Origin of the sequence: Hyphomicrobium sp. ghe19 (assembly GCF_902712875.1) — a bacterium.
Taxonomy (GTDB): domain Bacteria; phylum Pseudomonadota; class Alphaproteobacteria; order Rhizobiales; family Hyphomicrobiaceae; genus Hyphomicrobium_B.
In genome coordinates, this window is sequence record NZ_LR743509.1 from 73,268 (window position 1) to 93,685 (window position 20,418).

The following is a 20,418-nucleotide window of genomic DNA, read 5'->3' on the forward strand; positions in this document are numbered from 1 at the left end:
GTCCAAAATACATACGCCACATAATCACGGGTTCGGCGTTTCCGCATCATGCAGCACACCCGTTCCGAAGCCCTGTCTCTGCCTGAAACCAGCACGCGCGACCGGATGGCGATTTTTTTCGCGCTCTCGCTCGTGCTGCTGCTCGCCTCGCTCGACCAGACGATCGTCGCGACGGCGCTTCCGACCATCGTACGCGAGATCGGCGGCCTTTCCCATCTCACCTGGATCGTGACGGCCTATCTGCTGGCCACGACCGTTGTCGTTCCTGTTTACGGGACGGCGGCGGCTTGATCGTCACTTCGGTTGCGGTGGTCGGCGACATCGTGCCGCCGCGCGAGAGGGGAAAATACCAGGGGTTCGTCGGCGGGATATTCGGATTGTCCACCGTGCTCGGACCGCTGATCGGCGGTTACATCGTCGAAAACTTTTCGTGGCGCTGGATCTTTCTGATCAACTTGCCGTTCGGCATCCTTGCTCTCTTCGTCATCAATAGGACGTTCCGCCCGCACCTCCAGAAGTCCGACATCTATATCGACTATGCGGGCGCCGTCCTGCTTGGGACGGCGTTGTCGATGCTCGTGCTCGTCACGAGCTTCGGGGCGGTTCTCGTCAAGGAAGCGCCCGTCAGCCTGTTTGCGTTCTCGCTGCTTGGCGTCGTGTCGCTTGCCTCGTTCATTTATGTCGAGACGAAAGCCATTGATCCTTTGCTGCCGTTATCGCTTTTCAAAAATCGAACATTCATAATTGCGGCCTCCATCGGTCTCATCGTCGGGCTCGCGCTGTTCGGATCGATCACGCTCTTGCCGCTTTATTTCCAGATCGTCAAAGGCCTCGATCCGACGAGTGCGGGCTGGCATCTCACGCCCATGATGCTCGGCGTTTTTACCAGCTCTATCGTGAGCGGCCAGATCATCGCGCGGATCGGGCGCTACAAGATATTTCCGATCGTGGGCACCGGCATCATGACGATTGCGCTCATGCTTTTGTCGCGAATCACGATCGAAACCACGCCGTTCACAGCGTCCGTCTACATGCTCGTTCTCGGGCTCGGTCTCGGCATGGTCATGCAGATCCTGGTCATGGCTGTGCAGAATGCCGTGGATTTCGAACAGCTCGGTGTCGCGACTTCCGGGGTCACGCTCTTCCGGTCGATCGGCGGCTGCGTCGGCGTTGCGATGTTCGGGGCGATCTTTGCCTTCGTGCTGCAGCGGGAAATCATGGCATCAGCGCCGGAGCTCTCGGCGGCGTTGACCAACCCCGATGCCGTTGCTGCGCTTTCGGGAGAGATGAAGTCCGCCTACGACTATTTCTTCATCGCGGCGTTGCATCCCGTGTTCCACACCGCGACGCTGTTGGCGCTCGCCGCGTTTCTGCTGTCCTTTGCTATCGAGGAAGTGCCGCTCCGAAGCAGCATCACGAGGGAGCCCTCGTCCGATCCGCTGCTCATGCCGCGCGACGCGACCTCGTTTGATGAACTCGAGCGGATCGTCGAGCGAATTACGGCGCGGGAAAATCGCTGGCGCGTCTATCAGACGGCGGCCTCGCGTCTCGGTGTCGAACTCGAACCAGATGAGTTGTGGCTTCTGGCGCGCCTGGGCGAACGTGGCGGCCAAGCGGAGAAGGACGACCTTCGCAAGATGCTCGGTCCCAAGGAAGTGCGGCCACCGCGTCCGTTCGGCCGGCTCGAGGCCGCCGGTATGGCCCGCGAGGCGGGAAGCGTTATCGAACTCACAGACAAAGGCCAGTCGGTCTACGAGCATCTTATTCGTCAACGCGAAGCCGACCTCGCGCACATGCTGCAGGATTGGGACCGCAACGAGCATCCGGAAGTCGTCGCGATGATGAAAAAGATGGCGAACTCTTTTGCGAGCTCGCCACCGGTGCCGCCAGCGTTTGCTATTTCTTCTTCGACAGTTCACTGAGCTCAGCGAATTCGGCGTCGCTCAGCTTGATGTTCGATCCGGCGACGTTCTCTTCGAGATGTTTGACCTTCGACGTTCCGGGGATGGGTAGCATAACCGGGCTGCGCTTCAGCAGCCATGCGAGCGCGATTTGGCTCGGAACGGCGTTGTGCTTCTTCGCGATTGCTTCGAGACGCGAGCCGGGCTTTGCAAGGTCGCCGGATGCAAGCGGGAACCATGGAATGAAGCCCATGTTGTGCTTCTCGCAAAAGTCCAACACGTCCTCGCTGCTGCGATCTGAGAGATTGTAAAGGTTCTGGACGCTCGCGACCTTGAAGAACTTCTGCGCCGCTTCGATTTCCTTGACGCTGACCTGACTTAGTCCAACGTGACGGATGAGACCTTCCGCCTGCATCGACTTGATTGCGTCGAACTGCTCGTTCTGCGGAACTTTCGGATCGATGCGATGCAATTGCCAGAGGTCGAGGCGCTCAACCCCCAGTCTGCGAATGCTCATCTTCACTTCTTGACGAAGGTATTCGGGGCGGCCTAGCGGAATCCATACATCGGGGCCGGTTCTTGCGAGACCCGCCTTCGTCGCAATGATCAGACCTTTGTAGGGATGGAGCGCTTCGCGGATCAGCAGCTCGCTGACTTCGGGTCCGTAACTATCGGCCGTGTCGATGAAATTGATGTCGAGTTCGGGGAGCCTGCGAAGCGTGCGGAGTGATTCTTGCTTGTCGTCCGGTTCGCCCCAAATTCCTTTGCCTGTGATGCGCATTGCACCGAAGCCGAGACGGTTGACCGTCATGTCGCCGCCGATGGCGAACGTGCCGGAATGATTTTTTATTGCGGTAGTTGTGGACATGGCTGTCTACCTTTCTGGGGGGCTAGCGAGTTTGATCGAAAGGGAAGCGCCGCGAAAATCGCGGCGCCGTCACAATCAAACTAACGAGTATCGCGGGCACCCGGCAGAACTTCCTCGCACGCTGTCTGCACGCGAATGTCGTTGCCGATGAACCTGCAGATTTCTGCTTTACGGGAAGGGTTGTTGCGGATGGTGCTGTCGGAGACCTTATACCCGTACTTCCGTGCCACGGCGGCGAGGTTGTTATCGCGGCAGTAGGGCGTCGATATCGGGTGGCCCGCAACAATCTGAAAGTCTTCGTTGCATTCTATGGCGCTTGCGGATGTGGCTGCGACCGCAGCGAATGCAATCGTTAAAAGGGAAATCCGTGCGGAATTGGACTTCGTCATACGAGATCTCCAATTTGCGCAAGGTGCATGCGGGCACGAAGCGTATCCGGGTTTTCAGGCCGGGTTTCATCGCTGAACGCTAAATGCTGGGGTGCGTTCCAGTGGACATATGGGCCAGGAGTCGCTGGTGCTCAATATGGCCCGCGCGACGCGATGCCTGCCATGACATTTTCGAGTTCCTTGATGCGCCGAGCGTAACTTTCCTGCAGACAGCCGAGATTTTTGCCGCAAGCGTCGCGGGACAGCAGCCATTTGCGCTGGTCGTCCTGGATGTCGCCGCGCTGTCCCATGGCGACGAGCGATGTCGTGATAGTAAACAACGTTGCCATCCGAGCTTCGCTTTGACCGAGGTCGTAATCCCCGCAGATCGTTCGTTCGGCTGGCGATTTCGCCTTGTCACAGTCGAGCGGTGCATAGTCGGCGGCATCGGCTGGCGCCGATAACGATGCGACGGCAATGGCCATCATTGCGAGGGCGATCCAGCGCATATGATTTCTCCCGCAACTTGGCTTTTAGAACATCGATGAGAGAGACCGCTGCAGCGTATCGAAGCCTTTGCTGATCGACTTTTGCATGTCGTCATATTCGCTGGGCTTGCGTTTCGCGGTCTTTGCTTTCTTCGGCTTTGGCGGTTGGGCGACGGGGGCTTCGGCATCGGGCGCCAATGCGGCCGATGACGGGTCGTTCGCCTGCGGAGGTGGCAGGACTTCATTGTCCCGGAAATGAATTGTGGAAGGTGCCGGTGCTGCAGCGTCATTGGCCGAGGCGGCGTGAACGGCCGTTACTGCAACAGCCGGAACGCGTGGTTCTTCCTGTGCGGGAATGGCCGCTACGATTTCCTTAGGAGGCGTGAGCATTTCGGGCGGCGCCCAAGGATGATCGAGCATCGTTCGCTCGTCCGCCGATGATCGCTGTGCGACTGCTGGAGGCCGCGGGGCCGCTGGGGGCGACGTTTCTTCATGCGCTTGCTGGAGCGATGTTGAGGGAAGCTCAGTCGTCAGCGTACCCGTCGATATCGCGCGGCCGCGAGCGCATACAGCAGTATCATTGGATTCGACCAAGGCGACGAGCGTATCGTCCGGACTATCGACCGGGAGCAGCGCGTTGACCGTTTCAGCGAAACCACGCATCGCGTCCTTGGATGCGTCGCTCCAGATGCCGCTGATCGGACCGTTGTAGCATTGAGCCCGTGCCAGAGCCTTCTGCAACTGGCGCACGCGCGCACCGCGATCGGATGGAAGAACGGGTGCTGCGACGGGTTTGGTCAAGGCCGTCGATGCGATCTTGACGACATTAGCGGAAGGAGACGGCGAGGAGACAGGAACGGCTCTTACGAGCGGAGGCACTGCGATAGCGTCGATATGGGCGGGTGCCGAGACGCTGTCGGGTGTGGTGACAACGTAGAGTACGAGGCCCAGTGCCACTGTCACCGACAGGAGGAAGAACCCTCCGGCCGTGCTGGAGAAACTCGCGGCTATTTTTCGAACGACGCTCACAGGCGATACTCTTCACAAGACAAACGCTACAAACGCAAACCGACCGGCGACTTCAATCCCGAAATACGGCCCGAAACGCTTTTGCCTTTCTGGCATGGGCTGGCATAAGCCGCAATCGAGCAAAACTCCGTGTGGAGACGGCGCGTGGAACTTTTTAAGCCCCGCCAGTGAGGCCGCCTAGTGCGCCCGCGCCAGCTTCAACCGAAATCGGTCGGCAGAATCGGTTCGTCGCGAGCTCCTGGTGGCGAGCGGAGCACAGCAAGATTGTGAATACAATATGGGCGGGAAGAATTCCGAAAGCCGCCTCAACGGCTTCCAATTTCTGTGAAATTCACCTCAGACGGCGCCACTTGCCGGTGCAGGTTGTGATTTTAGATTACGTGTATAATTTATAAGGCTCAATTCGATGGCCCTGCGTTCTTCTGCGTCGTGCGGAGCCGTCGTGATCAACATCTGAAAGGGAGCCACTGTGGCAGATCGTAAAGCAGGTTCACGGATCGTGGTGACCGGCATGGGGCTCGTGTCGCCGCTTGGTGCGAACGTGGACGCGGCATGGAAACGTCTCATCGCCGGTCAATCGGGAATACGGCGCCTCGATGAAGCGATCGTGCCGGATGTCGATTGCAAGGTCGGCGGTGTCGTTCCCGATATTGCTGACGATCCGGAAGGCTTCGATCTCGCGGCTGCGGTTCCCGCCAAAGACCGCAAGAAGATGGATCGCTTCATCCATTTTGCGATCGACGCGTCGCGGCAGGCCTTGGCTCAAGCGGGTTGGGCTCCGCAAGACGAGCGGTCACGCGAACGGACGGGAACGGTGATTGCTTCGGGCATCGGCGGATTTCTCACGATTACGGACGCGGTGCGGACGGTCGACAATCGTGGCGCCAAGAAACTTTCGCCGTTCACGGTTCCGTCGTTTCTCGTCAACCTTGCCGCCGGGAATGTCTCGATCCTGTTTGGTCTCAAGGGGCCGATCGGCGCGCCGGTAACGGCGTGCGCGGCAAGCGTGCAAGCCATCGGCGACGGCATGCGATTGATCCGCAGCGGAGAAGCCGATGTCGTGGTCTGCGGTGGCGCAGAGGCGTGCATCAACAGAGTGGCGCTTGGGGCATTTGCAGCCGCGCGTGCGCTTTCGACAGGCTTTAACGACGCGCCGGAAAAAGCGTCGCGCCCGTTCGATAAGGCGCGTGACGGCTTCGTGATGGGCGAGGGTGCGGGCATGCTCGTGATCGAAAGCGAGGAGCATGCCTTGGGTCGCGGTGCTGTTCCGCTCGCGGAAGTCGTTGGATACGGCACGAGCGCGGATGCTTTTCACCTCACATCAGGCCCACCCGATGGGAACGGTGCGTTGAGGGCCATGCGTGATGCACTCGCGATGGCGGGGCTCACGCCTGACGCCATCGGTTATCTCAACGCGCACGCGACCTCGACGCCGGTCGGCGATGGGGGTGAGCTTGCCGCGATGCGCACCATGTTCGGACATGGGCGCGGGCCCGCGATTTCATCGACCAAGTCGGCCACGGGGCATTTGCTCGGCGCTGCCGGTGGGCTCGCAGCGGTATTTTCCATTCTCGCTTTGCGAAACGGCGTGCTGCCGCCGACGCTCAATCTCACTGACCCGGATCCGGAAGCCGAAGGCCTGGATCTCATCGGTCCGGAGGCGCGGAAAAGCGACGTCGAATATGTCCTTTCGAACGGGTTCGGCTTTGGCGGGGTCAACGCGTCGGTGATTTTCCGGCGCTGGTCCTGACCGTCTCGATCGGCGCGGCAAGCGCTAGCGGCCGCCGAGCTCATCAGCCATTTTCGCAATCGTCCGGTCGTAAACGTCGGCCTTGTTCCATTGGGCGATGACGCCGTAGTTGTGCGAGCCAGGCTCCCAACTGCCGCCGCGCTCCCAACCGTGGCCCGCGAGGAAGCTTGCTGTCGATGCGAGGATGTCCGGCACGCTGTGGATCAAATCCTTCTTGCCGTCGCCGTCGAAGTCGACGGCAAAGCGGATATACGGGGTCGGCAAAAACTGAGTCTGGCCAATTTCGCCCGCCCAGCCGCCGCGCAATTGCGCAGGCGTCAGGTCGCCTTCATCGACGATCCGCAATGCGTCGAGCAATTGGCCGGTGAAGAATTCGCTTCGCCGGCAATCGTAGGCCAAGGTCGCGAGCGAACGGATGATCGAATAGCGGGCGGTAGCGTCGGCGCCATAATGCGTTTCGAGACCCCAGATCGCGATGATGACCTCGCCCGGTACGCCGAAGCGCTTTTCGATGCGGTCGAGCAGCGCGCGGTGACGCTGCATCAGTACCCGGCCCTTGTTGATCAGCGCCTTGTCGACGCGACGCGCATAGAATTGCTGAAAGCTGAGTTTGAACGAGTGTTGCGAGCGGTCGAGGCGAACGACTGCCGGGTCGTAGGTCACGTCGGAAAGAGTCGATAGGATGGTTCCGGATCCGATGCCCTGTGCAGATGCCTGCAGCCGGAACCTCTGTAGCCAGTTTGCAAATCCTGCCGGGCCGCTGCCGCACTGAGCTGCTACCGCATCGCCAGGTGCGCCCAGGAGCAAAAGGCCCATGAGCCATATCGCGTTCAGCCTGATCATGATGGGGGCAACGAAGGTTGACGGCATCGATTCTTCTTTCGGATTCGCCGGGGGAAACGTGAGGAAGGGCGGGCCAAGTCGTCGGATGCCGTCCTTACTGTCACATCTTCTCACTGTCGCCAAATGCGCATCTCATCGCGCGGAAAATCTGTTGTTTTCAAGGACCGATGGGGAATTCGGCCAACTGAGCAGCCGGTGAGCGGGTGTAACGCGGGGAACAGCTTCGGAGCGAACTCGAAGACAAGGTGACCTCCGCATCCGGAGGACCGAGCCCCATGATGATCCGAGCCGCAACGACTGATCCCTTCTCGCTGAGCGATGCCGCCGCAATCATCGCCGGCCTGCTCGTTGTCGGAATTCTGGTATTTTGCATCTCGATGTGCGCGGAGGAGTCGCCCATTTCGGAATTTCTGCACCGTACGCAGGCGGAGGCCGATGCCTCCCGTTTCAACGAGTTGCTCGGCGCTTTGGACGTGCCGCAGCGAACATCTCATCCTCGTTCGGGAGTGGAACACGGGGCTGCGCGTAAGGACGAAGCTATGAACGCGACCGCGTCGCCCGGAAGGCAATTGCGAATGCGAAGCGAGATCAGGGTTTCAGATCGGGATTGAAGGCGCGATTATCGCTGTTCCGGTGCGAATGTGAGAGCAAAAAAAAGGGGCAGTCCCGCCGCCGCCCCGCCGTTGAATGATTGTCTGCCTTACATCTTGCAGATGGTCGCTTGTGCGTGACAGGTCGACATCATGCCGTCTTGAGTGCAGCGGTACTTGCGTTGGCCGAAGCTATAGCCCGGTGTGCCGCCGCCGGTCAGCCAGACCATGAACACACCCATGTCCGTCTGCTGAAGAAGAGATTCATCGGCCAGGAATTTTGCGTTGGTTTCGCCGAGGGGGGATGATCCCAGCGATGCCTTTTTGAAGCAATCCTTGGCGTCGGCAGTGGCCGAAGCAAATGTTGCGGCGGCGAGAAGCGCTAGCGTCAACCCGAAAATTTGGCCGGAAATCTTGCGCATCGAATTCACTCCCAGTGATTGTGAGATGGCGCTCCAAGCGTGCCACGCTCTCACGAGTTCTGGGGATGAGAAATGAGACGGATGCTGCCGATTTCAGGGGAGTTGCGGCGTCTATACATCACATCGCGCGCGTTCTTCCCGCATTCTCGTCGGCTAGAATTGAGCACAAGCTGCTTTGCAAATTTGGGAGACTTTCTTCATCCGGCGGTCGGCGTCGTGAGCTTCACGCGGGCTCAGATGATTGGACGCGTTCTATTGCGGTCCGATGCCTTCAAGGTATTATTCGGAAGCGGTTCAACCGTCCCGGGTAAGGTCTCTTGATCGGGCGGAGCAATTCATAAGTAGGGGGCTACACACTAATGCCTCGTTTTGGAGGAGGGCATCGCAGGGTCGATTCCCTTATCGGCCAGCGCATCCGTCTTTTTCGACATGCGTCGGGTATTCCGGCCGAGTACATGGCCCGCGTTTCCGGAATGGACGTCAGCGAATATGCAAGTCGAGAGCTGGGCGAGGCCCGTTTCAAGACGGCCGAGCTTCATGAAATTGCAAAAGCTCTGAAAGTCCAACTGACGGACATCTTTGGCGTCCTCGCCGATCCGGTCGACTAGTCGGCAGGAGGCAGACGGTCGATGAGATCGGCAAATTGCCGTAGCCGCATGGCGAGTTCTGCCGTGACATTGCTTTGCTGGCGGCGTTGGGAGGTGTCCATCGCCTCGCGGATTGCGTCCACGATCCGGCACAAGTTCACTACCAATTCGTCGGGCTGGTCGTGTTCGAAGAAGAACGGTCGTTCCATGGTGTGATTTAACTTTGCTTATTTTCAGGATGCTGCACGAACTGGCATCGGCTCTCGCGGGAGAACGATGCTTCGCTCGCGTGGTTCACGAACCTTGAGCGACAATTGGATATCCGGCGGAATGAGTGTGACGGACGGTGTCGGCAACGGTGCCGGGACGGCGCTTTTGATCGTGATCGAAAATGCCGCTGCCATTTCCAAAGCCAGCAGCTGCAATTCGAGGTTTGCCAATCCCATTCCGATGCAAACGCGAGGACCGGCTCCGAACGGGAGGTAGGCTTTTCCGGTGAAGTTCCGCGTCAGGTCGAATTTGTCGGGATTGACCCAGTAATGCTCGTCGCGGTGCAATTGCCAGGGGCAGAAGATTAGCGCGTCGCCTGACTTCAGAGGGATGTTGCGGACGGTGATGTCGGTTCTGACGTCGCGCGAGAACCAGTGAGCCGACGGGTAAAGCCGCAAAACTTCCCGCACGAACGCGAGACTTTTCGAGGCGCGCGGCAGAATTTCAGGCCGCAACTCGCCTGCATCGTCTGAAGAGGCTTCGGCTTCGGCGGCCAGCTCTTCGGCGAGGCCGGGCACCGTGCCCAGATAATACATGATCCACGCCGCCGCCGAGCCCGTCGTGTGATGCCCGGCGAGCAGCATCGTTACGATCTCGTCGCGGATCTCGACGTCGGATAACCCAAGCGCGATCAACGCGCCGACGGCGGTCGAAGATGCTGCGCGGGCACGGACTCTCGCGACAACGGCATCGATCATCCTTCTTGCCAATTCACGCTTGCGCCGGCGGGCGGCGGCCTTCCAAGGCGGAAGCGGCAAGACGCGGAAAAGATCGTCTGCGAGATCGGCTTCAACAAGACGAACCGCCTCAACGATCGCTCGCTCGTCTCCGCGCGAAAGCACGTCCTTGCCGAACATGGCGATGCAAATCATGCGTAGGGCCAACGGGGCGGTCAGCGCGTGGGCGGAAACGTCCGATTGTCTGGAAGCGGAAACGGCGGCCTCGCGGATGGCGGCCGACATCTCGGGGACGAACCGCTGCGCGACGCCTTTCGCGAAAACCGAATGAAGAACCGCGCGGCGCTTGCGATTTTCTTCGCCGTTGAGCGTCAGCGTGCTCTGGCCGACGACGGGGCGAAGCTTGCTGACGAACCGGCCTTTGTCGACGAGGATCTCGTCGGCCTTGAGCAGATGCCTGACGAGATCAGGATCGGTTACCAGCCATACTGGCTTTGGCCCAAGATGGAGCCTCACCAGCGGATCGATCGCCGATTCCGCCTGAGTCAGGAAGAACTTGAGCGGATCCCGATTGAACGATCTCAGGTCTGAGAACCAATGTTTCATCGATAATCTCAACTGTTTGGAGGAGGTCCATGAGCGCTTCGTAGGCTTCGCCGCCCTGCTCTTGGATTGGGATTTCGCCGGCAACCGCGGTGAGGCGCCGGCCTTTTCGGTCGTCACCGATGTACTGGGGAGACCCGTAGCGGCGCGTCTTGATGCCGATTTGCCTGAGCAACCGCTCGTGACAGAGGTCGACGAGAGCGACCAAGGCTTTGGCGCCGCGCAGCCGCGCAAGGTGAAGCATCACTGCGTAGGTCACGCCGGCGATATTCAGGTCCGGCGGATTGACGCCCAGACGGCTAATTTCCCACATATCCGGCTGTCTCGGATACGGGCGCTCGGTGGCGAGTTGGGGAAATACCGAAAGGGCCAGATATTCGTGGTCGCAGCGAATCGCCCGGAATCCGCTGATCAGTTTGCCGTCGGCGTAGATGGCGCAATAGGTCGCGGTGGCGCCGTCGAATTGATCGATTTCAAGATTTCCGAATACGGGTAAGTCCCATTGCAGGGTGTCGACAAAGAGTTTTCTTCGGAACTCCTGAAATTCGGTTACGAGTGCCGAATTGCTCTGGACATTGCAAAGTTTCGCAACCAGTCTCGGTCTCTGGGTACTCATGGCCACTGCTGTGCGCAAAGTTTTCGACCTCATCGGCACTTGGTGTGCTGGTGTTTTCCGATAGGGAAGTTTTTCGCGAGATGACCTGCTTGGGAAATCCCCTGAATGGGGGAGAGTCGGTAAAATGACGGTTGAAGAGGCGATATCCGCGGTCGAAGCTTCAAGCGACCTCGACGAACTCAGAGACACGCTGCAGAAAATTGCAGAGGACTACGGGTTTGCGTCGTTCAACTTTCTGGATGTTGGCAATCCGCACCAGGATGTGCCGTTCTACATGGGTACGACGGGCGCCTCTTGGGAGAACGACTACAAGTCGAACAAGTTCGTCCATGTCGATCACTGCGTGAAATTTGCGCGACGGACCAATACGCCATTTTCTTGGGACGAGGTGCCGCTGCCGAGTGTGCCGAGCGGGCCCAAGCCCGGCGCATACAAAATCATGGAAGCCGCGCGTGACCACGGATTCAATAATGGTGTCGTGGTTCCCTTTCACTACCGGGACCGCTTAGGCCGAATGAATTCGAGCCTTTGTTCCTTCTATTGGAAGGACACGATAAGCCGCTTCCGCTTCATGCTCATGCGCAAGAAGATCGATCTTCATGTGGTGCTGGTCTACTGGGTTCAGCGCGCGGTCGATCTGATTGCCGAAAAACACAGAGACGATCCCAATCGCCTGTTGGCGCCTGAGTCGGTGGCGAGCGTGCCCCTGAGCGATCGCGAACGCGACGCGCTTGCGTGGGCCGGCAGGGGGAAGACCGTGGGGGAAACAGCGGAAATCCTTGGTCTCAGTGAAGAGACGATCAAAAGTCATCTGCGAAACGCCATGCGCAAGCTTGGCGCATCGAACAAAACGCATGCTGCGGTTCGCGCTCTCTACCTCGGTTTGATCGACTATTGAGCGTCTGTTGAATTTGGAAGCGGGGCGGGGTTTGTCCGGCAATAGTGGCTTAGGGGTGAGATTGGGGCATAGAGCGGCAGCCGCTGCGATGGTTGCGTTCGCATCGCTCCACGTCGCGGACGCGCATGCCGCCGAAGGTGGGCTGACCAACTATGTTCCCGGCTACTACGGAGACTTTGCAGTGGCGGTCGCGCCGCCGACAGGTCTCTACGTCTATGGAACGGCCTATAGCTACCAAGCGAAGCTGAAGGGCCCCGCGGTACCGAACACGGTGTCCGCCAGCGCCATGCTCTATCTCGGCGGCTTTCAATACGTCACGGATTACAAGCTTTTCGGCGCGACCGTCGCGTTCGGTTCGTACACGACCTACCTCGATGCCAACCTCGAAGCGAAGCCGCCGCCGTTCAGTCTCGATGCGAGTGTCTCAAATCGCGGCGACACGAGCGTCTCGCCGCTCATTCTCTATTGGTCATCCGGCAATCTCTTTGTGAGCGCGTATCAAGCGGTGATCATGCCGGCTGGCGCCTACGATCGCAGCGCCGCTCTGAACTCGAGCCGGAATTACTACTCGTTCGATTCCGTTCTTGCGTTGACTTGGCTCGACCAAAAACAAGGGTATGAGATCTCGCTCGTTCCCGGCCTCATGTTCAACACCAAGAACACCGCGACGGATTACCGGACGGGCAATGAGTTCCATCTGGACGGCATGCTCAACAGGTATCTGTCGCAAGATTTTGCGATCGGCTTGCACGGCTACGTTTATTCGCAATTTACCGATGATAGCGGTGCGGGGGCGCCGAAAATCCGGAGCTCATCCGCGGCCATCGGACCTGCAGTTCTCTGGAACACAACCTCTCTCGGCATTCCGGGCAAGATCGTCGGAAAATGGCTGCACGAAGTCGACGCTACCAATCGGTTTCAAGGCGATATTTTGAGCGTGACAGCGGCAGTCAAATTTTAGCGGCAGACAGCAACACGAGCGAGGTTCAATTCTCGTTCTCGTCGATTTTGGCCAGGTCGCGCGCCTCTGCAGAGTTGCGTTTATTGCAGGCGGGTTTCTTCCGCGCGTCGGCATATGTGCGATTGATCTCATGTTCCAGGTCCGCCAAATCGATGAAATGATCGGCTTGCCGGCGCAGTTCATCGGAGATCATCGGCGGATCCGTCTCAAGGGTGGAAACGACGGTGACACGCTTTCCTAACTCCTGGAGCGCGGCAACGAGGCTGCGAAGATCTCCGTCGCCCGAAAAGATGATTATGTGATCGATCTGATTGGCCATTCGCATTGCGTCGACGGCCAACTCGACGTCCATATTCGCCTTGAACTTCTTTCGACCCGATGGATCGGTGAATTCCTTCATCGGCTTGGTGATGACTGAATAGCCGTTGTAATCGAGCCAGTCGACCAAGGGGCGTATTGCGAAAAATTCGGGGTCTTCGGGGATGGCTGTGTAGTAATGCGCTCTCAACAATTGAACCTTGCTTTGGAAGAGGTCCAGGAGGCGCCGGTAGTCGATGTCAAATCCCAATGATCTCGCTGACGCGTGAAAACTCGCCCCGTCTATCAGGATCAGGGTTCGTTCGTTCGGATAGAGCTTCATCTTTCTGCCTGGACTGACGCACGAGGTGATCCCGGAGCATCTTGTTCTTGGGGTGAAGAAATCGATTTGTAAGGCAATCGGAAGGAGCCGCAAACCGATTGCGCGGTTGAAGCTGCAATATAGTCTTTATACGTAGCAAATACGGCGTTCTTAGAGACACAAGCAATAGTCAAGTTGGGTCTGGCTCGAATTTTTTATCCGTCGAGCGGGGCGTGTGCACTTGCACACGAGACTTCCGTTGCCAGGGCTCGCTGCCTGCCCATCCTGGAGAGACGCGCGAACGGAATGGACGCGGACGCAATCTTTGCGCAGAAGGCCGGGGCCAATTCAGACAACGAAAAAGGACCCGCCTCTCGGGAGGACGGGTCCTTTCTCGTTTCGATGTTTTACGGTTTTACGGATTCGGGGCGGTCGGCGCGGGGGTCTTCACGCCCGTTTCCGTATTCGGGCTGGTGCCACTGGTGCCTGTCGAAGCGCCTGTCGACGACGAGCTTGTATCAGCAGGTGCCGCGGACTTGGTGGTGTCAGTCGCGGCGTTCGTCGTGGGATGATTTAGATCGGCAACTCGCTGGCTGTGATTGTAGTAATACCAACCGCCTAGCGCGATAGCCGCGACCACGAGAAGGCCCGCGATCCATGATCCCGTCGAATTTGCTACATCGTCTTGGCCGAGGTTGCGCTCCCGACCGGAGCGAGGATCTTCATATGACATCTTGTTTCCTCCAAATTGCTTCGAAGGGGGAACGAAATGGGTGCCATTCGGTTCCGGTTTTCCTCGTGGGGCGGGGCTGCCGGCCAGCCTTTGCCGGTAACGAATGATTGCCTTATCTTGCTCGTTCGACGGCTCATCCAGCGGGGCGCGGCTCTACGCAAGTTCGCGCAACCAATATTGCGGGGTTAGGGCTATGGCTCTGATCGATGCTGCGGCGCATCGCATCTTGCGATCTGACAGGCGGAAGCCAGAAGGGGGCTGCTAAGATACTTCGTGAGTGCAATGACCAACATCTTTGCAGTTTTATAGCTTGGTGCACAGGTTTCGGGCAGAGGCGCCGTGCGCATCCCAATCGTTCGTCAGCTCTCTGAACGCTCATTGCGCATACTTTCAAGGCCTTGACTATATTTTGGTCAGGCTGGCACGATTTTTGTTTCTCTTCCTATTGGACCCTCACTCAATTCACGCGGGGTTCGGCCGCCTCCACGACATTGAACCGGGGGCCCATGAAACCGATCACAGCTGCTTTATGGCCGTTCAAGCCTCCTGAGTTGCGCGAAGCGCCGATCTCGATCGACGTTGCGGATGCGATCGTTTTTCGAAGTCGAGATCTTCTCGAGAACTCCAACTCCAATCTTCTCTCGACGCTCCTCGTCATTCCTCGCTGGCTTCCGGGGAGTAAATTTCTACGCGTTGATGTGCGTGCGGATGAATTGACCACGAAAGAAATACTTGTCGACAATTTCAATCCCATTTTCGAATTCGATCAGGGAGATTTAGGCGATGCTGCATTCCAACATTCCCTTCGCGGAATTCACGAAGGGCAAAATTCCATCGATCACTAAAATATTTCGTAGCATTGCCCTTGCGTTGTTCGTGGCAAGCTTTGTCAGTTGCTTCGCATCGTCGTTGTCGGTCGCGCAGGACACCGCGCCCGCTCCCGCCGCGACGCCATCGACGCCCGCTGCTGCTCCCGCCCCGCCGCCGCCTCCGGCTTGCGATGCAAAGACGCAAGAGAAGTGTACGGTGAATAGCGGCGATACCGCATGGATGCTGACTTCGGTTGCGCTCGTCCTGATGATGACCGTCCCCGGTCTCGGGCTGTTTTACGGCGGCATGGTGCGTAAGAAAAACGTCGGCGACACCGTGATGACGTCGTTCGCGATCACGTGTCTGGTGACGGTTCTGTGGGCCGCTTTCAACTACAGCTTGGCATTCCGTGCGGGCACGCCATTCATCGGGGGGCTCGATCGAGCATTTCTGCAAGGCATATTGAGCGATATCGCGACGGGCACGACCAATCCAAGCCCGCTTGCGCCAACGATTCCTGAAACCGTTTACATCTGCTTCCAGATGACGTTCGCGATCATCACGCCTGCGCTGATTGCGGGCGCCTTCGCGGAGCGCATGAAATTTTCGGCGATGCTTTGGTTCATCGCCTTGTGGGCGACCGTGGTCTACGCTCCGGTCGCGCACTGGGTCTGGGGGCCCGGCGGCATCCTGAATTCATCCAACGATCAGGCGTGGTTCAAGGTTCTCGACTTTGCCGGCGGCACGGTCGTTCACATCAACTCGGGCACGGCCGGGCTGATTGCCTGCCTTGTGCTCGGGGCACGGAAAGACAGCGGCCCGGCGCACAATATCGTTCTGACCTTCATCGGGGCATCATTGCTCTGGGTCGGCTGGTTCGGATTCAACGCCGGCTCGGCGGTGACGGCTAACGTTCAGGCCGGCATGGCCATGCTCGTCACGCAGCTTGCGACCGCGATCGCCGCCCTTACGTGGATGCTCATCGAGTGGTCGATGCGGCAAAAGCCGACGGTGGTCGGTATTTGCTCGGGCGCCGTTGCTGGGCTCGTCGCGATTACGCCAGCCTCAGGTTTCGTTGGGCCTGTCGGCGCCCTGGTCATCGGCGTTGCCGCGGGTGTCTTCTGCTACTGGGGCACGACCGGGCTCAAGCACATGTTCGGTTACGATGATGCGCTCGATGCGTTCGGCGTGCACGGGGTCGGCGGCATCGTCGGCGCGCTGCTGACAGGCGTTTTCGCGATATCGGAATATGGCGGCACACCGGGCTGGATCGAAGGCAATCCGCATCAGGTGATCAACCAGGCGGCCGGTGTATCAATCGTTTTGGTCTACGACGTGATCGTTACGTTCATCATCCTGAAGCTCATCGATTGGACGATCGGCCTGCGCGTCGCCCAGGATGTCGAGCGCGAGGGCCTCGATTTGACCCTCCATGGCGAGATCGTTCACTAGGGCGGCAGGAAGCAGGCGGGATCTTCGGGGCCCATGTTTTCGGCTCCGAAGATGCGCGGTTTGCAAAGCGATTTGCCGCGCGCCGTTAATCTCCTAGTCGGTCGACACTTTCAGCAGCAAGACCCCCGCCGAAATAAGCGAAGCTGCGATGAGGCGCGTCGCGGTCGCCTGTTCGCCAAGGAAGAGAATGCCTACGGCGAAGGTGCCGACCGCTCCAATGCCGGTCCAAACCACATACGCCGTTCCGAGCGGGAGGGACTTTATCGACAGGGCGAGGAGGGCCATGCTGGTCGCCAGCGCCGTAACCATAACTAGGCTTGGCCAAAGCCGTGTCAATCCAAGCGACTGCTTCATCGCAACCGCCCATACTATTTCCAGAGCGCCTGCGGTGAGCAACAGAATCCAGGCCACGGTCCCTCCATATTTAGGGCCGGACCGTCCCGAAGTACGTGAATTTTTAATGATCAAATTTGGATGGTGCCCCAGGAGGGATTCGAACCCCCACACCCGATGGATAGCAGATTTTGAGTCTACCGCGTCTACCGTTCCGCCACTGAGGCAAGCGCCCGGATGGACCGAGCTGAACGGCGACATATAACGGCCCAGGCGGCGGCGTCAACGCGCGAAGATATTATTTGAGGGTATGAGTGACGCGGCCCGTCGCGTGGTGGTGCGCCACGACCTGGATATGGTCGCCGATCTTGATGCCGCGCGACTTATAGGCGAGCACCCGGACGAGCTGTCCAGCGTCGAGCTTGACGATGACGTTTTCGCCATCGGCCGAGTTCTGCTTGGAGACCAGGGGCTCGATGTCGGTTACGGTTCCCTGGACATCGGTGTTCGAGACGGCGAGATCGAGCGTTTCGTAGCCGAATGCCAGCCCTATTGCCCCGACGACCGCAAGGGCGATGCCGAGCTTTTTCGCGCGGTCGATCCAGAGTGCTCTTTCGAGCCGCTTTCGAGTTTCTTCACGCAAAGGCCGCCCTCCCCTAATCGCGCTGCCTGTACCAGACCTGTCCCCAGGGTGTCATCAGTTCCGTGATGGTTATGGCGCCTCCGACCGGAATGTTCAGCGGGATTTTAGCGGAGACAGTGACCAAGCTGCCATCGGCAAGGCGCGCCGTGTAGTGCGGGGGCGTCGGCGGATACCATTTCGGCAGGGGGTTCCCGAAATCGACGGCCGTAACGGTGCCGATGACGGTTCCCCGCGGACGTGAGAAAATATCGCGGGCGACACCCCAGGCGATGCCCGCCGCAAGCAACAGAAGGAATAAAACGACCCAGGTTTTCATCGGCCGAGCGTAACGAGATCCGGCCGACGCTTGCAAGCTATCGTCAGGCTGCCTCTTGGCGTCAGGCTGCTTTGGCGTAGCGGTCGACCAGCTTCACGATGTCGGCCATGATGTCGTTTAGCTGGAAGTCTTTGGGCGTGTAGACGGCCGCGACCCCGAAGGCTTTCAATGTCTTGGCGTCCTCCGGCGGGATGATGCCGCCGACGACGACTGGAACGTCATCGAGCCCTTCTTTGCGCATCCGCTCCATGACATCCTTCACCAGCGGCACGTGAGAGCCCGACAGGATCGACAAGCCGACGACGTGGACGCCTTCATCGACGGCCGCGCGTACGATCTGGCCGGGCGTCAGGCGGATGCCTTCATAAACGACCTCCATGCCGGCATCGCGAGCGCGGACGGCAATCTGCTCGGCGCCATTGGAATGGCCGTCGAGGCCGGGCTTGCCGACGAGGAACTTGATCCGCCGGCCGAGGCGGTCGGACAGTTCGTTGACGCTGGCGCGTACGGCCTCCAGCTGTGTGCTGTCGCGGGCGACGGCCGCCTGGGCGACGCCGGTCGGCGCGCGATACTCGCCGAAGATTTTGCGCAGTGCCGTGCCCCATTCGCCGGTCGTGACACCGGCTTTGGCGGCCTCGATCGAGCTATCCATGATGTTCCGGCCCTCTTTCGCGGCGCGCTCGACTTCGGCGAGGGCTGCGGCGGCCTTTTTGGAATCGCGGCTTTCGCGCCATGCCTTCAGTCTGCCGATCTGCTCGGCTTCCATCGCCGGATCGACGACCATGATGGCGTCCGTGCCACCCGACAGCGGTGAAGGCTCGGTTTCGGTGAATTTGTTGACGCCGACGACGACCAGATCGCCGCTCTCGATGTCGGACAGTCTCCCGGTGTTACTTTCGACGAGGCGACGCTTCATGTAGTCGATCGAAGCGATGGCGCCGCCCATCTTCTCGATGGTGGCGAGTTCGGCCTTGGCTTCTTCCTTCAATGCCGCGACTTTTTTCGCGACTTCGACGGAGCCGTCGAAGATATCGCCGTACTCGAGCAAATCCGTCTCGTAGGCGACGATCTGCTGCATGCGGAGCGACCACTGCTGATCCCACGGCCGCGGAAGGCCGAGCGCCTCGTTCCAGGCCGGCAACTGCACCGCACGGGCGCGCGCATTTTTCGACAACGTCACGGCCAGCATTTCAATGAGAATGCGATAGACGTTATTTTCAGCTTGCGGCTCGGTCAGGCCGAGCGAGTTGACCTGTACGCCGTAGCGGAACATCCGGTGCTTCGCGTCCGTCACGCCGTAGCGCTCGCGCGTGATCTCATCCCAAAGCTCGCCGAAGGCGCGCATTTTGCACATCTCGGTGACGAAACGCATGCCCGCGTTGACGAAGAAGGAAATGCGGCCGACGACGTTGCCGAACTCTTCCGGAGGCACTTCGCCCGAGGCTTTCACGGTGTCGAGAACGGCGATCGACGTTGCGAGCGCGTATGCAAGTTCCTGAACGGGCGTCGCGCCCGCTTCCTGCAAATGGTAGGAGCAGACGTTCGTCGGATTCCACTTCGGGACGTTCCGGGTCGAAAAGACGATCGTGTCCTTGATCAGGCGGAGCGACGGCTCGGGCGGGAACACGTAGGTGCCGCGCGACAGGTATTCCTTGATGATGTCGTTCTGAATGGTGCCGGTGAGCTTGTCGCGTGACGCGCCGGTCCGGTCGGCGACGGCGATATAAAGTGAGAGGAGCCAGGCGGCCGTCGCGTTGATCGTCATCGACGTGTTCATCTGGTCGAGCGGAATGCCGTCGAGCAGGGTTAGCATATCGCCGATGTGGGAAACCGGGACGCCGACCTTTCCGACTTCGCCACGGGCAAGCTCGTGATCTGAATCGTAGCCTGTCTGGGTCGGCAGATCGAAGGCGATCGAGAGGCCGGTCTGCCCCTTCGCGAGGTTTTTCTTATAGAGCTCGTTCGACTTTTGCGCCGTCGAGTGGCCGGCGTAGGTGCGGATCAGCCAGGGCTTGTCGCGCGGGGTTTTCGCCGCTTTGGTTTTCGCGTGGAGAGTCTTGGTGTCCGACATCGAAAGGGCGCCCCTAGGCTCGGTTCAAATTGTGTTGGCAGAAGGATTTACCGTAGCCGAAGCCCATGAAAAGGCAAAACCGGCAGTTCGCCGCGCTTTGGCGCAGCGAGGGGCCGGAACGGCGGGGCCGGAGCGGGCGTTGCCTAGCGCCGCAAGCGGGGGGCGCGGGTCGGGATCGAGACGGGTTTGATCCGGCTGACGCGATGTTCGTTGAGGAGGGTCAGGAGCCACTTGCTCAGCAGGATGACGAGGAGCATCGCGAGAATGCCCAATGCTGTCGCAGTGACGACGTTGGCGTTCTTATCGTATGAAAGCGCGATCATTTGCCGGTTGAAAAAAGCCGGGCCTAGCAAGCCGCCGATCATCAGCAAGGGGACCGAGCTCAAGGCAAGTCCCGAGGAACCGATGATTTCACGGATGAACCAGGCGACGATCGCGACAAATAGGAGCGTCGTGTAAATGGTGAAGGAGTCGGTATTCTTGAGCTGCCAAAAGAGGTCTTGCATGAGCCGCGTCCCAACTGCCCGAATGGGTAGGAAAAGGAAGCCGGAACAATAACCCTCTCTCGTT

General features: G+C 59.2%; 25 protein-coding genes and 1 tRNA gene. 10 read left to right on the forward strand and 16 right to left on the reverse strand.

Annotation, left to right across the window (positions count from 1 at the left end):
• Positions 1 to 48: 48 nt before the first annotated feature.
• Positions 49 to 291: a hypothetical protein gene (locus tag AACL53_RS00295; protein WP_339081302.1), complete on the forward strand. Its 243-nt coding sequence runs from the start codon at positions 49 to 51 to the stop codon at positions 289 to 291.
• A complete protein-coding gene (locus tag AACL53_RS00300) occupies positions 288 to 1,922 on the forward strand; it encodes an MFS transporter (protein WP_339081304.1) in 1,635 nt (544 codons plus the stop codon). Before AACL53_RS00295 ends, AACL53_RS00300 begins: the two co-directional genes overlap by 4 nt.
• Here the strand turns inward: AACL53_RS00300 and AACL53_RS00305 are convergent.
• From AACL53_RS00305 to AACL53_RS00320, 4 genes are all read right to left on the reverse strand, one after another.
• The gene (locus tag AACL53_RS00305; RefSeq protein ID WP_339081306.1) at positions 1,897 to 2,769 is read right to left on the reverse strand and encodes an aldo/keto reductase; all 873 of its coding nucleotides are present in this window, start codon (positions 2,767 to 2,769) and stop codon (positions 1,897 to 1,899) included. The genes AACL53_RS00300 and AACL53_RS00305 overlap by 26 nt on opposite strands.
• A gap of 80 nt (positions 2,770 to 2,849) precedes the next feature.
• Positions 2,850 to 3,158 (reverse strand): hypothetical protein, encoded by a 309-nt coding sequence (locus AACL53_RS00310; protein WP_339081308.1) that lies wholly within the window; start codon positions 3,156 to 3,158, stop codon positions 2,850 to 2,852.
• Positions 3,159 to 3,289: 131 nt separating this feature from the next.
• On the reverse strand, positions 3,290 to 3,646 hold the full coding sequence (locus AACL53_RS00315; protein ID WP_339081310.1) for a lysozyme inhibitor LprI family protein: 357 nt from the start codon (positions 3,644 to 3,646) through the stop codon (positions 3,290 to 3,292).
• Positions 3,647 to 3,670: 24 nt separating this feature from the next.
• Positions 3,671 to 4,654 carry a peptidoglycan-binding protein gene (locus AACL53_RS00320; RefSeq protein ID WP_339081312.1) on the reverse strand — a complete coding sequence of 328 codons (984 nt, stop codon included), beginning with the start codon at positions 4,652 to 4,654 and terminating at the stop codon, positions 3,671 to 3,673.
• Positions 4,655 to 5,123: 469 nt separating this feature from the next.
• Between AACL53_RS00320 and fabF the strand changes: the two genes are divergently transcribed.
• Positions 5,124 to 6,404 (forward strand): beta-ketoacyl-ACP synthase II, encoded by a 1,281-nt coding sequence (gene fabF, locus AACL53_RS00325; protein ID WP_339081314.1) that lies wholly within the window; start codon positions 5,124 to 5,126, stop codon positions 6,402 to 6,404.
• A 24-nt stretch (positions 6,405 to 6,428) separates the two neighbouring features.
• Here the strand turns inward: fabF and AACL53_RS00330 are convergent, their stop codons facing one another.
• On the reverse strand, positions 6,429 to 7,274 hold the full coding sequence (locus AACL53_RS00330; protein WP_339081316.1) for a lytic transglycosylase domain-containing protein: 846 nt from the start codon (positions 7,272 to 7,274) through the stop codon (positions 6,429 to 6,431).
• A gap of 248 nt (positions 7,275 to 7,522) precedes the next feature.
• On the opposite strand from AACL53_RS00330, the gene AACL53_RS00335 reads away from it, so the two are divergent.
• Entirely contained in the window at positions 7,523 to 7,858 is a 336-nt protein-coding gene (locus tag AACL53_RS00335) for a hypothetical protein (protein WP_339081318.1), read from the forward strand.
• A gap of 89 nt (positions 7,859 to 7,947) precedes the next feature.
• Here AACL53_RS00335 and AACL53_RS00340 read toward each other — a convergent pair whose 3' ends face one another.
• Entirely contained in the window at positions 7,948 to 8,259 is a 312-nt protein-coding gene (locus tag AACL53_RS00340; protein WP_339081320.1) for a hypothetical protein, read from the reverse strand.
• A 359-nt stretch (positions 8,260 to 8,618) separates the two neighbouring features.
• Between AACL53_RS00340 and AACL53_RS00345 the strand changes: the two genes are divergently transcribed.
• Positions 8,619 to 8,867 (forward strand): helix-turn-helix domain-containing protein, encoded by a 249-nt coding sequence (locus tag AACL53_RS00345; protein ID WP_339081322.1) that lies wholly within the window; start codon positions 8,619 to 8,621, stop codon positions 8,865 to 8,867.
• Here AACL53_RS00345 and AACL53_RS00350 read toward each other — a convergent pair.
• Both AACL53_RS00350 and AACL53_RS00355 read right to left on the reverse strand, forming a co-directional pair.
• Complete coding sequence (locus AACL53_RS00350; protein ID WP_291161063.1) at positions 8,864 to 9,055, reverse strand: hypothetical protein; 192 nt, start codon at positions 9,053 to 9,055, stop codon at positions 8,864 to 8,866. The genes AACL53_RS00345 and AACL53_RS00350 overlap by 4 nt on opposite strands.
• A 24-nt stretch (positions 9,056 to 9,079) precedes the next feature.
• A complete protein-coding gene (locus AACL53_RS00355) occupies positions 9,080 to 10,399 on the reverse strand; it encodes a cytochrome P450 (protein WP_339081326.1) in 1,320 nt (439 codons plus the stop codon).
• On the opposite strand from AACL53_RS00355, the gene AACL53_RS00360 reads away from it, so the two are divergent.
• The 3 genes from AACL53_RS00360 to AACL53_RS00370 all read left to right on the forward strand — a co-directional run bounded on the left by AACL53_RS00360 (position 10,365) and on the right by AACL53_RS00370 (position 12,871).
• Positions 10,365 to 10,892 (forward strand): hypothetical protein, encoded by a 528-nt coding sequence (locus AACL53_RS00360; RefSeq protein ID WP_339081328.1) that lies wholly within the window; start codon positions 10,365 to 10,367, stop codon positions 10,890 to 10,892. The two genes, AACL53_RS00355 and AACL53_RS00360, sit on opposite strands and share 35 nt — an antisense overlap.
• Before the next feature lie 244 nt (positions 10,893 to 11,136).
• Positions 11,137 to 11,910: a LuxR family transcriptional regulator gene (locus AACL53_RS00365; RefSeq protein ID WP_339081330.1), complete on the forward strand. Its 774-nt coding sequence runs from the start codon at positions 11,137 to 11,139 to the stop codon at positions 11,908 to 11,910.
• 61 nt (positions 11,911 to 11,971) lie between these two features.
• A complete protein-coding gene (locus AACL53_RS00370; protein WP_339081332.1) occupies positions 11,972 to 12,871 on the forward strand; it encodes a transporter in 900 nt (299 codons plus the stop codon).
• A 25-nt stretch (positions 12,872 to 12,896) separates the two neighbouring features.
• Here AACL53_RS00370 and AACL53_RS00375 read toward each other — a convergent pair whose 3' ends face one another.
• Both AACL53_RS00375 and AACL53_RS00380 read right to left on the reverse strand, forming a co-directional pair.
• Positions 12,897 to 13,511: an NYN domain-containing protein gene (locus tag AACL53_RS00375; RefSeq protein WP_339081334.1), complete on the reverse strand. Its 615-nt coding sequence runs from the start codon at positions 13,509 to 13,511 to the stop codon at positions 12,897 to 12,899.
• A 394-nt stretch (positions 13,512 to 13,905) separates the two neighbouring features.
• Positions 13,906 to 14,223, reverse strand: coding sequence for a hypothetical protein (locus tag AACL53_RS00380; protein WP_339081337.1), 318 nt, complete (start codon positions 14,221 to 14,223; stop codon positions 13,906 to 13,908).
• A gap of 506 nt (positions 14,224 to 14,729) precedes the next feature.
• Here AACL53_RS00380 and AACL53_RS00385 point away from each other — a divergent pair.
• Both AACL53_RS00385 and AACL53_RS00390 read left to right on the forward strand, forming a co-directional pair.
• Positions 14,730 to 15,068 (forward strand): hypothetical protein, encoded by a 339-nt coding sequence (locus tag AACL53_RS00385; RefSeq protein ID WP_339081340.1) that lies wholly within the window; start codon positions 14,730 to 14,732, stop codon positions 15,066 to 15,068.
• On the forward strand, positions 15,007 to 16,485 hold the full coding sequence (locus AACL53_RS00390) for an ammonium transporter (protein WP_339081342.1): 1,479 nt from the start codon (positions 15,007 to 15,009) through the stop codon (positions 16,483 to 16,485). The genes AACL53_RS00385 and AACL53_RS00390 overlap by 62 nt, the downstream gene beginning before the upstream one ends.
• A gap of 93 nt (positions 16,486 to 16,578) precedes the next feature.
• Here AACL53_RS00390 and AACL53_RS00395 read toward each other — a convergent pair whose 3' ends face one another.
• The 6 genes from AACL53_RS00395 to AACL53_RS00420 form a co-directional block, all read right to left on the reverse strand.
• Positions 16,579 to 16,896, reverse strand: coding sequence for a multidrug efflux SMR transporter (locus AACL53_RS00395; RefSeq protein WP_339081345.1), 318 nt, complete (start codon positions 16,894 to 16,896; stop codon positions 16,579 to 16,581).
• 64 nt (positions 16,897 to 16,960) lie between these two features.
• A tRNA-Leu gene (locus tag AACL53_RS00400) sits at positions 16,961 to 17,045 on the reverse strand.
• A gap of 71 nt (positions 17,046 to 17,116) precedes the next feature.
• Positions 17,117 to 17,461 carry a hypothetical protein gene (locus AACL53_RS00405; protein WP_339081347.1) on the reverse strand — a complete coding sequence of 115 codons (345 nt, stop codon included), beginning with the start codon at positions 17,459 to 17,461 and terminating at the stop codon, positions 17,117 to 17,119.
• 13 nt (positions 17,462 to 17,474) lie between these two features.
• A complete protein-coding gene (locus tag AACL53_RS00410) occupies positions 17,475 to 17,777 on the reverse strand; it encodes a hypothetical protein (RefSeq protein ID WP_339081349.1) in 303 nt (100 codons plus the stop codon).
• 61 nt (positions 17,778 to 17,838) lie between these two features.
• The gene (locus AACL53_RS00415; protein ID WP_339081352.1) at positions 17,839 to 19,848 is read right to left on the reverse strand and encodes a protein meaA; all 2,010 of its coding nucleotides are present in this window, start codon (positions 19,846 to 19,848) and stop codon (positions 17,839 to 17,841) included.
• Between the two features lie 143 nt (positions 19,849 to 19,991).
• On the reverse strand, positions 19,992 to 20,354 hold the full coding sequence (locus AACL53_RS00420; protein WP_339081354.1) for a hypothetical protein: 363 nt from the start codon (positions 20,352 to 20,354) through the stop codon (positions 19,992 to 19,994).
• Positions 20,355 to 20,418: the final 64 nt, after the last annotated feature.